The sequence below is a fragment of the Candidatus Saganbacteria bacterium genome (assembly GCA_016223245.1).
In the GTDB taxonomy this organism is placed as follows: Bacteria; Margulisbacteria; WOR-1; order XYC2-FULL-46-14; family XYC2-FULL-37-10; genus JACRPL01.
In genome coordinates, this window is record JACRPL010000018.1 from 42853 (window position 1) to 54799 (window position 11947).

At 41.8% G+C, this 11947-nt stretch carries 13 protein-coding genes; 12 read left to right on the forward strand and 1 reads right to left on the reverse strand.

The annotated features are described in order from the left end of the window. Positions 1 to 164 precede the first annotated feature (164 nt). The 12 genes from HZC34_07100 to HZC34_07155 all read left to right on the forward strand — a co-directional run bounded on the left by HZC34_07100 (position 165) and on the right by HZC34_07155 (position 10768). Positions 165 to 926: a TatD family hydrolase gene (locus tag HZC34_07100; protein MBI5701586.1), complete on the forward strand. Its 762-nt coding sequence runs from the start codon at positions 165 to 167 to the stop codon at positions 924 to 926. Beyond that, complete coding sequence (locus tag HZC34_07105) at positions 923 to 1906, forward strand: type II secretion system F family protein (protein ID MBI5701587.1); 984 nt, start codon at positions 923 to 925, stop codon at positions 1904 to 1906. Before HZC34_07100 ends, HZC34_07105 begins: the two co-directional genes overlap by 4 nt. Positions 1907 to 1920: 14 nt before the next feature. After that, positions 1921 to 2358, forward strand: coding sequence for a prepilin-type N-terminal cleavage/methylation domain-containing protein (locus tag HZC34_07110; protein MBI5701588.1), 438 nt, complete (start codon positions 1921 to 1923; stop codon positions 2356 to 2358). 34 nt (positions 2359 to 2392) lie between these two features. Beyond that, the gene (locus HZC34_07115; GenBank protein ID MBI5701589.1) at positions 2393 to 3433 is read left to right on the forward strand and encodes a DUF1016 domain-containing protein; all 1041 of its coding nucleotides are present in this window, start codon (positions 2393 to 2395) and stop codon (positions 3431 to 3433) included. A gap of 16 nt (positions 3434 to 3449) precedes the next feature. Further along, positions 3450 to 5003 (forward strand): peptide-binding protein, encoded by a 1554-nt coding sequence (locus HZC34_07120; GenBank protein ID MBI5701590.1) that lies wholly within the window; start codon positions 3450 to 3452, stop codon positions 5001 to 5003. Further along, positions 5000 to 5917 (forward strand): ABC transporter permease, encoded by a 918-nt coding sequence (locus tag HZC34_07125; GenBank protein ID MBI5701591.1) that lies wholly within the window; start codon positions 5000 to 5002, stop codon positions 5915 to 5917. Before HZC34_07120 ends, HZC34_07125 begins: the two co-directional genes overlap by 4 nt. After that, entirely contained in the window at positions 5898 to 6713 is an 816-nt protein-coding gene (locus HZC34_07130) for an ABC transporter permease (protein ID MBI5701592.1), read from the forward strand. Before HZC34_07125 ends, HZC34_07130 begins: the two co-directional genes overlap by 20 nt. Beyond that, entirely contained in the window at positions 6700 to 7488 is a 789-nt protein-coding gene (locus HZC34_07135) for an ABC transporter ATP-binding protein (protein MBI5701593.1), read from the forward strand. Before HZC34_07130 ends, HZC34_07135 begins: the two co-directional genes overlap by 14 nt. Further along, entirely contained in the window at positions 7481 to 8182 is a 702-nt protein-coding gene (locus HZC34_07140) for an ABC transporter ATP-binding protein (protein ID MBI5701594.1), read from the forward strand. The genes HZC34_07135 and HZC34_07140 overlap by 8 nt, the downstream gene beginning before the upstream one ends. Then, positions 8142 to 9365 (forward strand): hypothetical protein, encoded by a 1224-nt coding sequence (locus HZC34_07145; GenBank protein MBI5701595.1) that lies wholly within the window; start codon positions 8142 to 8144, stop codon positions 9363 to 9365. Before HZC34_07140 ends, HZC34_07145 begins: the two co-directional genes overlap by 41 nt. A gap of 353 nt (positions 9366 to 9718) precedes the next feature. Further along, complete coding sequence (locus tag HZC34_07150; GenBank protein MBI5701596.1) at positions 9719 to 10510, forward strand: hypothetical protein; 792 nt, start codon at positions 9719 to 9721, stop codon at positions 10508 to 10510. Between the two features lie 54 nt (positions 10511 to 10564). Then, positions 10565 to 10768, forward strand: coding sequence for a Com family DNA-binding transcriptional regulator (locus HZC34_07155; protein MBI5701597.1), 204 nt, complete (start codon positions 10565 to 10567; stop codon positions 10766 to 10768). Between the two features lie 219 nt (positions 10769 to 10987). Here HZC34_07155 and HZC34_07160 read toward each other — a convergent pair whose 3' ends face one another. Next, positions 10988 to 11833 carry a helix-turn-helix domain containing protein gene (locus HZC34_07160; protein MBI5701598.1) on the reverse strand — a complete coding sequence of 282 codons (846 nt, stop codon included), beginning with the start codon at positions 11831 to 11833 and terminating at the stop codon, positions 10988 to 10990. Positions 11834 to 11947 lie beyond the last annotated feature (114 nt).

The window sequence follows — 11947 nt, forward strand, 5'->3', positions numbered from 1 at the left end:
ACCCATGAAAAGGAAAAAATGGTATATCATTATATTTTAAATCAAAGAAATGGACAGAATATCGATAAAAGATATTATATGGGGTCCGAGAATTTATTCTCGGGGGCCCCAGTTAAGGAACCGCGAATTTATTCGCAGGTTCAAACAAACTGCGAGGAGTCCCCATGTTCATAGATACCCATGCTCACCTGACGATGCCGGAATACTCGGATCTATCCGAAGTTATCGACCGCGCAAAAGCCGCGAAGGTCGAAGCGATAATCAATGCTTCTTTCGATATTGATTCATCTAACGCAAGCATGACCCTGGCCAATAATTATGACCTCATTTATGCGGCGGTAGGCATCCATCCAAACGACGCCCAGCTTGTGAACGACGAAGCGATCAAACACATAAGCTCTTTAGCTTCAAATAAGAAAGTCGTGGCTATCGGTGAAACCGGTTTGGATTATTATCATACGATCGTTGAAAAAGAAGTTCAGCAGAAAGCATTTAGAATATTTTTAAACCTTGCCCAAAAATTGGATCTTCCAGTAATTGTTCATTGCAGGCAGGCCGATAACGATGTTATCCGGATAATGCGCGAAGAAAATAAGGGGAAGCTTCAGGCAGTCTTCCATTGTTTCGCAGGCGACCCTAATTTGCGCGTTTTTGCCGAAGAGATGGGGTTCATGGTCTCATTTACGGGAAATATCACTTTTAAGAAAGCCGGCCTTTTAAGGGAACAGGCAAAGATCGTTCCTATGAATAAACTAATGATCGAAACCGATAGCCCGTATTTAGCGCCCGATCCATTGCGCGGGAGCCGAAACGAACCGGCTAATGTAGCTATTATCGCAAAAAAAATAGCGGCTATAAAAGGCCTTTCGGTCGAAGATGTCGCGATCGAGACCACAAAAAACGCAAGGGAATTCTTTAGAATATGAAATCCTCCGATCTTTTAAAGCAATTATCAAAACTTATAAAGTCCGGGATGCCGCTCAATAAGGCTTTAAAGATCTTAGCGGTGCAAACCGATAAAATATCATCTCAAAAGATCTTAAAAACCTCCTCAATGCTTGAGAAAGGGACAAGTTTTTCCGAAGCGATGCTTTATTCAAAGCTGATCTCAAAAGAGGTCAAGTGCGCGCTGAAAATTGCCGAAGAGAATTCGTTTTTGGATGAGGCAATGCTCAAAGCCTCGCTCCTGCAAGAGAAAAAAGAGAAGATATTGAACGATTTCATCAAAGCCATAAGTTATCCTTCGATCGTATTTTGTGTTTCGATCGTATGCATATTATTTTTGATCATTTTTGTAATGCCCGCTTATTCCAAAATATTCAATGATTTCGGTTGTGCGTTGCCGCTTGTAACCCAGATCGTAGTTTCTATCCCAAAATACAATTATCTGATCTGGCCGATAGGCGCAATATTGGCTTTATTGATCTTTCGATCAGTTAGAGATCCCGATCTTAGACTTAGACTGCCGTATTTCGGCAAGATCTATTCGATGTCCATTTTGTCCGATCTCTGTTATTCTTTAAGCTACCAGTTGAAGAGCGGGGTTCCTTTTACACAAGCTTTACGGGACCTGTCGGATGGGATAGAAAGCAAAACGATTCGCGCTTCCATTTTAAAAATTATTACCGATATCGAATGCGGAAAAAGCATATCATCTTCGTTTTCGGAACATAAAATATTCAGCGGGACTTTGTCGCAATTTTTATCCGTAGGCGAGGAGTCGGGAGACGTAGCACAAATGATATATGAGGCAGGCGAACAATTTTCAAGTATGACGGAAGAAAAATTGAAAATGCTTTCCATATATGTCGAGCCTGCCGCGACGCTTTTTGTGGGAGGAATAGTTGGATTTGTGGCTTTAGCCATGCTATTGCCTTTATTTTCTATAGTAAATTCGCTATTATAACAGGAGGAGTAAATATGAAAAATAATAAAAAAGGCCGTGCCTGCCGGCAGGCAGGTTTCACTTTGATCGAGATATTAGTCGTGTTGGGGATCATAGGTTTGCTGATAGCATTTCTTGTCCCAAATATATTGGGGGCGCAGGATAAATCAAAAGAAACGGCGGTCAAGGCCGTTATCCACTCGGTTCAATTAGCTGTTGAAGCATATAATATGGAAAACCTTACATATCCGGTGGGCAAAAATATCACGGTATACAGCTTATGCACAAATTATCTAATAGGCGGGAATTTTATATCAAAAGTGCCGACAAATCCGTACACGGGGCAAGAATATAAGGATTCGGACACTGCGGGCAAAATAATTTATAATTATAACGAGATCGACAATAATTATACTTTAACGGGATACAAACGGAATGGATTTTCGAAGATATTAGAACTCACAAATATGTAGCTAGAGATTGTGAAATTGGATATTGGAATTTAAGATGAAGATATCAAATAATGAATATAGTGAATTTTTAATAGAAATCAAGTCGCGCATCGTTTCGGCTCGGATTAAGGCTGTCCGCTCGGTTAACCATGAGCTTATGAGCCTTTATTGGGATATTGGGAAAAGCATTGTTGAGAGGCAGGAAAAATTCGGATGGGGGAAGGGGGTTGTCGAACAATTATCTTATGACCTAATCCGTGAATCTGAAAATTACAAAGGGTATTCCCGAGAGAATCTCTGGCGCATGAGAATGTTTTACCTTAAATACAAAGAGAATACAAAACTGGCACAGCTTGTGCCAGAATTACCCTGGGGACATAATATTCTCATCATGCAGAAGGCCAAAAGCGAAAAAGAGCGTGAATTCTATATAAAAGCCAGCATCAAATTTGGCTGGTCAAGAAATGTTCTACTCAATCAGATCAAAGCGGACACTTATGCGTTAAACCTTAAAAAGAAAACCCACAACTTTTCTCAAGCCTTACCCGCACATCTTAGCGAGCAAGCTGATGAGGCGATAAAAAGTGTTTATAATCTTGATTTTCTAGGCATTGCCAAACCGGTTTTGGAGCGAGAGCTGGAAAAGCGCCTTGTTGAAAAAATTAAGCAGTTTGTATTGGAACTTGGATTTGGCTTTTCGTTTATTGGCAATCAATATCGTTTAACTTTGGGCGATAATGAATTCTTTGTTGATCTTTTGTTTTACAACCGAGAAATCAAATGTCTTGTGGCGCTTGAACTCAAAACTGGTAAGTTTGAACCGGAATACGCCGGCAAAATGGACTTTTATTTACATCTTTTAGACGAAAAGGTAAAGTTGAAAGATGAGAATCCCTCTATTGGCATCATTTTATGCGCTGATAAGGACCACGTTGTAGTGGAATATGCTCTACGCGGCGTCAAGAAACCGGTCGGAGTGGCTGAATACTATCTGACCAAAAAACTGCCTAAGGCATTAAAAGGGAAATTGCCGGACGCGGAATCTTTAAAGCTGCCGATACAGCAGGAATTTCAGTCTAAAAAGGCAAAGGCCTGATCATGACCCAACTTCTGTGAAAAGAGTGATAATATTACTATCTTTGCTCCTGCTCCTCCCTGCTCATCCCTCTCTATCCCTCCCAATCCCTGCAGTCGATCCAAATGGCAAGTTAATCTTTTCCCTCGGTGGCGAGGTTTCTGTCCTAAATCCGATTCTATCGACCGATAGTGCTTCTTCATCAGTTGAAGATGTCATATTCTCCGGACTCACGCGAATAAATGAAAAGCTAGAAGTCATCCCCGACATGGCTGAATCATGGTCAACATCAAAAGACGGTAAAGTCTGGACAATTAAACTTAAAAAAAATATAAAGTGGCATGATGGGAAAGAATTTTCAGCCGATGATGTCAAATTTACTTTTGATTCGATCCTAAATCCCAAAGTTAACTCAATTAGACGATCCGATTATATAATAGACGGCCAGCAGATCAAATTCGTCATCATAAATAAATACACCGTGCAAGCAATCCTCCCAAAACCGTTCGCGCCGTTTTTATCCAGGCTCGGGATTGGGATCATTCCAAAGCACCTGCTCCAAAATAAAGATATAAATACCGCCGCTTTTAACAGGCATCCTATAGGTACCGGCCCATTCAAATTTTCCGAATGGAAAACAGGGGATTTTGTAAAAGTTGTCAGAAATGATAAGTTCTTTCGGGGGAGGCCTCTTCTTTCATCGATCATATTTAGGATCATTCCCGACGAGAACGCCACCTTGGCAGCCCTCGAAGCAGGCGAGATCGATTCCGCAGGGATCCCCCCAAAAGATTATACAAGAATGAAGTCAGTCAAAGGCATTAACGTATTCGAATACGATACGCTTCTATATACATATCTTGGACTGAACAATGACAGTCCGATATTTTCAAATAAAAAGGTCCGGCAAGCGATGGCTTATGCCGTCAACAAAAAGCAGCTGATATCTTTGGCGTTAAAAAAGCAGGGAACTCCGGCTTATGCCCCAGCTTCACCCGTTTCATGGTCATATTCGGATGATGTTTTTAAGTACGAATACGATCCCGCTAAATCCAAGGCAATGCTTGATAGCCTTGGATACAAAAATGATCCAAGATTTGAGTTTACCTGCATAATTAACCAAGGAAATAAAGAAAGAGAAAAGGCCGCGGTCATATTACAGCAGCAATTCAAAAAAATCGGGATCAAAATGGACATCAAGATATTGGAATGGGCGGCATTGCTTCGAATTGTAAACAGTCCCAAACAGCATAAAGATTTTGATGCCGTAATAATTGGCTGGTCGCTGGGGCTTGACCCGGATAGCCATTCAATTTGGCATTCGACCCAGTATCCAAAAGGCTTTAATTTTATAAAATATGTGAACCCTAAAGTTGATAGGCTTTTGGAGCAGGGGCGAGTTGAGATGAACAAAAATAAACGCAAGAAAATATATGGCGAATTGAATAAATTGATTTCCGAGGACCAGCCGTATATCTTTTTATGGTTTCCTCATAGCGTAATAGGCGTTAGGGACAGAGTCGGCGGATTGTCAAAACCGGGACCGGCGGGAATATTTCTAAATATCGAAAAGGTCTTTATAAAAAAATGATAAAATATATTATTAAACGATTATTTCAGCTTATCCCTTTATTGATCGGCATATCTTTTGTTTCTTTCTTCGTAATGCATTTAGCTCCCGGAGACCCGACATCGCTTTTTGTCGATCCAAATATTAATCCTCAAGAGCTTGCAAGGATCAGGGCGAATTTCGGATTGGACCAGCCGATCCATGTCCAATATATGAAATGGCTTTGGAATGCTCTTCATTTGAACTTCGGGACAAGCTACCTGACCGGCCAACCGGTAATTAACGAGATAGCGGAACGATTGCCGAACACTTTAATATTGATGAGCTTGTCGTTTTTATTGACATTATTGATCACGATCCCGATCGGCGTGATCTCCGCCGTAAAAAAAGGATCCGCATTCGATAATTTTTTCACAATATTTTCATTCGCCGGGATGGCGATACCGTCTTTCTGGCTTGGGCTCGTTCTAATGCTTATTTTCTCGGTAAAACTGCACATTCTTCCCGCGGTCGGGAATATTGTTCTCCCGTTAATAACTATGACGATAGGAAGCCTTGCAGGCCTAACCAGATATCAAAGGGCTTCAATGCTTGAAGTCCTGAACCAGGATTTTGTGAGAACCGCGCGCGCGAAAGGGCTGCCCGAAAGAGTCGTAATTTTCAAACATGCGCTTCGCAATGCGTTAATACCTATTGTAACTATCTTGGGATTATCGCTGCCCGATCTTTTTTCGGGTGCATTTATTATAGAAACAATTTTCGCGTGGCCCGGCATGGGAAGGCTAGGCGTTGCGGCGATATTTTCGAGAAATTATCCTCTAATAATGGGGATAGTTATGTTTTCGGCTCTACTTATAGTGCTAGGAAATCTTTTGGCGGATGTTGGGTATGCATTAGTTGATCCGAGGATAAGATATGATAAAAATGACAAATGACAAATTAAAAATGTCAAATGTTGGAATATTTATTTTATTAATACTGGTGATCTTTGCAGTATTTGCGCCTGTTATAGCGCCATATAGCCCTGAAGAAATTGTTGCCGACGATACTCTTTCGCCATCGATCACGCATATTTTTGGCACCGATGATCTTGGGCGCGATATCTTTAGCCGAGCGATGTATGGGGCAAGGATCTCGTTGTCGGTCGGATTTATTGCAGTAATTATCTCGATAATTGTCGGGACGATATTCGGTGCGGTTTCGGGATACTATGGTGGATTCTTGGATTCAGCGATCATGCGTTTTGTCGATGTGATGCTCGCATTCCCGTCGATATTCTTATTATTGGCTATCCAAGTTATGCTTAAACCCAGCATCTTCAATGTGATGGTCGTGATCGGATTGACTTCATGGATGGGAGTTGCACGCCTTGTTCGAGGTGAATTTTTGAAAATAAGGGAGCTGTCGTATGTTGAAGCGGCAAAAGCTATTGGATGTTCGGATATTAGGATTATTTTTCGACATATTTTGCCGAACGCGCTCAATCCGATAATTGTAGCCGGAACTCTTGGGATGGCTGGAGCAGTTTTAACCGAATCCGCACTTTCTTTTTTAGGTTTAGGGGTACAGCCGCCCGTGCCTTCATGGGGAAATATGCTTACAAATTCACAAGCGTATCTTTTTGACGCGCCATGGATGGCGATAATTCCAGGGCTTTTAATATTTTTTACAGTGTTATCTTTATACTTTGTTGGCGAAGGATTAAGGGAGAAATTTGATGTTAGAGGGTGAGGAAATGTTAGAAGTTAAAAATCTGTCAACATATTTTTATTCGCAGGATTCGGCAATTAAAGCAGTTGATGATGTTTCATTCTCTGTAAATCGCGGAGAGACATTAGGGCTTCTTGGGGAATCAGGATCGGGAAAATCCACCGTCGCGCTTTCAATAATGAGGCTGATATATCCTCCCGGAAAAATCATTAAAGGGTCCATTTTTCTCGATGAAAAAGATTTGTTCAGCGCAAGCGAAGCGGAAATGATAGATATCCGCGGGGCAAAGATCTCTATGATCTTTCAGGATCCGTTCTCTTCTTTAAATCCAGTATTTACTGTCGGCGACCAGATCTCCGAAGCAATAAGCCTCCACCAAAGGCTTAAAGGCGCTAAAGCACAGGATAAAACCCAAAAAATGCTCGAACTTGTTAAGATCGACAAAAGCAGGATAAACGATTATCCCCACCAATTTTCCGGAGGCATGAGGCAGAGGGTCATGATCGCGATGGCGCTTGCATGCGAGCCGGAATTTTTGATAGCCGATGAACCAACAACAGCTCTTGATGTGACGATCCAAGCGGAAATCTTGCAATTGATCAAAGACCTTCAAAAACAATTGGGTTTCGGTATGATATTTATAACGCATAATTTTAAGATCGCAAAACATGTTTGCGACAGGTTTGCCGTGATGCAAAACGGGAAGATAGTTGAGGCCGGACCTGATATTTTTCAGGACCCAAAACACGTTTATACGAAAAAGCTTGTAGATTGCATGAGGGTGTTATATGGCTGAAAAGCTGATCGATATAATTGATCTGCATAAGAACTTCGCCGGGCGCAAAGTTATTGATGGGCTATCGCTTTCGATAAACTTTGGGGATTCTTTGGGCCTGGTCGGGGAATCGGGGTCGGGCAAAACCACATTGGCGCGGATGATCCTAAAACTAATAAATTACGACGCAGGAAGCATTATATATAATGTAAGCAATATTCGGAGGGATTGCGGTATCGTTTTCCAGGATCCGCAAACATCGCTTAACCCCAAGATCAAACTGGGGGACGCAATTGCGGAGCCTTCGAAAATCCACGGCCTTCCGCCGCGCGTAGGCGAACTACTCAAGATGGTTAATCTTCCGGAGTCATATGCGGATAGATGGCCGCACGAACTATCCGGAGGCGAGAGGCAGAGAGTCGGCATTGCGCGCGCAATTTCGACAAATCCAAAATTCCTTATTTTGGACGAACCCGTATCATCGCTTGATCTTAGCATCTCATTGCAGATATTGGACCTGCTTAAAGAGCTGAAAGAAAAGCTAGGGATGACCTACATTTTTATTGCGCATGACTTAGCGGTAATAAAATATATAGCAACTTGTATTTGTGTTATGCAGGGTGGTAGAATTATCGAAACGGGAGACGCCGGGCAAATATTAAATGGGCCCAAAAATGAATATACTCAAAAACTTATTAAATCAAGCATTCTTTAAATATTCATTATTCTTTTTTGTTTTTATTTTGCTTTGCGGGTATATTGCGGGCTGCGGCTTAGGGATAATAGATGATACAAGGGCACCTGCTTTTAACGGCATTGTTACCGCGTCAACATCCAGTACGTATGAAGTAGTTGTTACATGGAATTCGGCTACCGATGACGCGTCAGCCGCAAGCAAAGTGAACTATCTGGTATTTAAGGCCTCATCTTCATCGGAAATGAGCAGTTACTTTTTGAGCAAATCATTCGACAAAATGGTTACGGGCGTTACATCGACGACAGTTTCAAGTCTTACCCCGAATACGGCATATTATTTTGCTGTAAGATCAAGCGATGAGGCTGGGAATATAGATACGAATACGACAACAAAAGTTGCAACGACTTACGCGAACGTTCCTTCAACCTTTACGCTCCTTCCAAGCGGGACAACAAATGACATGTACGGGGTAACTTTTGTTACGGTGGGCAGCTCCTTTAGCGGACATGGCTGGGCTGTAGGCAAAGCTGGGACGATAATCCATTCTACGAATTCTGGAGAAACATGGGCCGCGCAGACAAGTAGTACCACAAAAGAATTACATGTTGTTTATGCTGTCTCGTCCGTTGAAGCCCTTGCTCTGGGATTGGACAGAGCGTATGTTACGCTCGAAGTCAATGTTTGGCGCGCTTCGACGGCATTCAATTTTGATATGCGGTCGTTTTCGTATAATATTAGTAATGCCGGGAAATACGATTTTAGCGTTGGAACCGATGGAGTGCTCCGAAAATCACTTAATTCATTGTCTCTTTCATCCAAAACATTTGAAGCGATCTCAACTACCGGCTTTTCAGGCATCAGGGCCTGTGATTTTTATGATGACGCCCACGGCGTAATTGTCGGCGAAAACGGGCTGGTCGCTGCTACAAGCAACACCGGAGAAAGCTGGACGACTCTTGCAAATATCCCGACCGCTAAAAATTTAAATGGGGTTTACTATAGGAGAGTGCTCACGACATTATATTTTATAATTTCAGGAGACCAGGGATTTATTGCCAAATCAGTCGACAATGGAAGCAATTGGACGGTCCTTTCGTCAAATTTCCCAACGGATTTTCACGGGATAGCCATAATCTCTATTTCGCCGTATACATTTATTTCTTCAGGGAGCGGCGGCAAAATGTACAAGTTCACATATTAATTTAAGCCCCCCCAAAAAAATAATTTTTTAAAAGTGAAATTCTCGGGGGGGGCTGTCGATATATATGTGAATCCCAAAAACCCGCCAGATGCGGGTAAACTTGACACCGCGATTTTGACGGGTCAATTTTTCATAGATCTCATAGTGAGACTGGTTAGCAACTCAAAAACCAGCGACTAAATTCATCCTTCGCAGTAGCACTGCTACGGAGAATGGACGTCGCGGTTTCCTCGTAGTTTTTAGGAACCGCGAGCCGTGCCTGCCGGCAGGCAGGGTTCACTCGCAGGTTCCTAACTAGTCTCATAGTAATTGCTTCGAGCAATATCTAATTATTATTTTTTTAAGGAGGAAATATGATATCAACGGCATGTACCTATGAAAGAGGACTTCATCCTCTGGATACATTGCATCCTTTTATGAAGCATAGCAGGCTGAGGCGTGGCATAGGAGCCGTAACTACGGGAGCGAATGAAGTGCTTGCAAATGCCGGAAGGGTGCATGCCGAGAATTTGGCTTCAACTTTGTCGCATCAGGCGCTTGTTTGCGGTACGATCGTTTTTCCCGAAATCGTATTAGAGCATGAATTGCAAATATTAAGATTTGACAATACTAGGCTTTCTCTAGTGCAAAAACCCGATGAAATGCCTATACATGAAATCCAGGGTCTATTGGCGGCGTTAAAATCCGATCTGTTGCAAAAGATAAATATGGGCGAAGCCTCTGCTCAGCTTGCCGAGCAAGTGGCCAAGTTATCACTTTTCCAAAAGGATGATGCCGACGCGAAGTTGCTTGCCGACCTTGCTAATAGAAAAGATATCGATGTAATGCCCAGATGGGTTGCCGCTCTGATCCATGATAGTCGAGGCGGAGATCCGGAACTATTATCCACTTTGATCACGGAAGAAACTGTTGAGGAGCCAAAAACAATCGCCCTTGCAGATGAGGCTGATTATATTCGAAAAGGCGTTGTCAGACTTTCGGTCACGCCGGTCGGGATATCCGACCTTTCTCCTATCGTTCAAACTTTTGATATTAAAGATAGGGACAAGGCGCAAGCGAGATCGGAAGCGAGGCGATTTCTAAGTGAATTGCCGTATTTGATAGTCGATAATCACTTTTATTTATTTTGTAAAAATTTCTTTTAAAGGTCGACAATAAAATATATAGAGAAACTTTGATATACTATAAGGAGCTAAGACATGAAAGAATTTAGATGTAATTTTTGCCATAGATTATTAGCCAAGGTCGCGGAGGGCAGCAAAGTCGAAGTCAAATGCCCAAAATGCAAAACACTGAACCTCTACCAGGAAGAAACAGTCATAGTATACGAAATCCCCGAAAATAACGTCACCAAAAAGATCATCGAACGCGGATATGTTAAGTACGACCTTTTGACGAACTAGTTTTTTAACACAAATCATGCCTGATTTTTACAACCATAAACTGCCATCATAATTTGACTAGCCTGAAAACTATTCCAAAAATATATTTTAAATATATTTTAACTAGGCAATCTGGGGACATGGTGGCCCCTCTCACAATTCTTTACCCCATTAATAGTATTTAAATATATATGGAAGTTGTCGTCAAGGATAATTGGAGGCAGAGTTAATAGGTCGACATCAACTTTTCCATGTTCTTCCGCAATGATCCTTAATGGTGTTTTGTAAAACATCGGAATTGTACGTTGGAGAAGATGGAGGGATTCTTAAATGTTCAGCCTCAAATATCTTTTCAATAATATATGTAAATGTTGAATTTGACCCTGGTCTCCAATTGCCTACGAAAGCACCATCATTGTCTGTTTGTATGCCGATCTCATTAACATTTATGCCCAATCGTTTCAGATGGGCTAATAGGTAGGCGCAAAATGTTGAAGCATTGCCCAAATCCTTGTTCTTGGCGTATGCTATAAACATAGCGCCGGATTTAACGTCCCTGGCTGTAAATTGATATCTAGGAAGCCTTGTATGCAGAGACTGTTCAAAGTAATTCGGTATGTCGCTCAAATCTTTGATATCAACCTGTATCTTTTCAAATACTTTAAGTTTTTTCTTCATTTCCCTCAAATCCTGTTTCTTCCTGTGTTTCTTCCATTTGATCTTCGTAACCTCATTGTCGGAATAGATTCGGTAAATAGTTGATGGGGCCAAGGGGATGCTAAATTCCATCCTCATTCGTTTGCCGCTGATCTTTTTAAGCTCATTTCTCAATTCCATAACTTTGTCCTCCATTTCTTTTGGCGTCTTGTTTGGTGAATGCTTTGGCTTTCTCGATTTATTACGCAATCCTTTTGGCCCTTCCTCTTTCCAACGCCGCAGCCATTTGCGAACGGTATTCCTTGAACAACAGAAATATTTTGACGCCGCTTTGATCCCGTACTTGACTGCATATTCCACTAACTTTACCCGGAAATGATATGGATCCTTGCTATCCTTTAAAACCTCACAATATGATAAACTTACCACTGGTGGCCTCCTTCTCGTGTGTGATGACACGACTTTTGAGTATTTGCTGTATCTTTTTAGCATATTCTTCGCTGATATACCCTATTTTAATAAACTGAGGGGGGTCACCATGTC

Excerpts from the sequence above, each read along its gene's own strand:
- HZC34_07100 (MBI5701586.1), top strand. The coding sequence starts at position 165 with ATGTTCATAGATACCCATGCTCACCTGACGATGCCGGAATACTCGGAT.
- HZC34_07105 (MBI5701587.1), top strand. The coding sequence starts at position 923 with ATGAAATCCTCCGATCTTTTAAAGCAATTATCAAAACTTATAAAGTCC.
- HZC34_07110 (MBI5701588.1), top strand. The coding sequence starts at position 1,921 with ATGAAAAATAATAAAAAAGGCCGTGCCTGCCGGCAGGCAGGTTTCACT.
- HZC34_07115 (MBI5701589.1), top strand. The coding sequence starts at position 2,393 with ATGAAGATATCAAATAATGAATATAGTGAATTTTTAATAGAAATCAAG.
- HZC34_07125 (MBI5701591.1), top strand. The coding sequence starts at position 5,000 with ATGATAAAATATATTATTAAACGATTATTTCAGCTTATCCCTTTATTG.
- HZC34_07130 (MBI5701592.1), top strand. The coding sequence starts at position 5,898 with ATGATAAAAATGACAAATGACAAATTAAAAATGTCAAATGTTGGAATA.
- HZC34_07135 (MBI5701593.1), top strand. The coding sequence starts at position 6,700 with ATGTTAGAGGGTGAGGAAATGTTAGAAGTTAAAAATCTGTCAACATAT.
- HZC34_07140 (MBI5701594.1), top strand. The coding sequence starts at position 7,481 with ATGGCTGAAAAGCTGATCGATATAATTGATCTGCATAAGAACTTCGCC.
- HZC34_07145 (MBI5701595.1), top strand. The coding sequence starts at position 8,142 with ATGAATATACTCAAAAACTTATTAAATCAAGCATTCTTTAAATATTCA.
- HZC34_07150 (MBI5701596.1), top strand. The coding sequence starts at position 9,719 with ATGATATCAACGGCATGTACCTATGAAAGAGGACTTCATCCTCTGGAT.
- HZC34_07155 (MBI5701597.1), top strand. The coding sequence starts at position 10,565 with ATGAAAGAATTTAGATGTAATTTTTGCCATAGATTATTAGCCAAGGTC.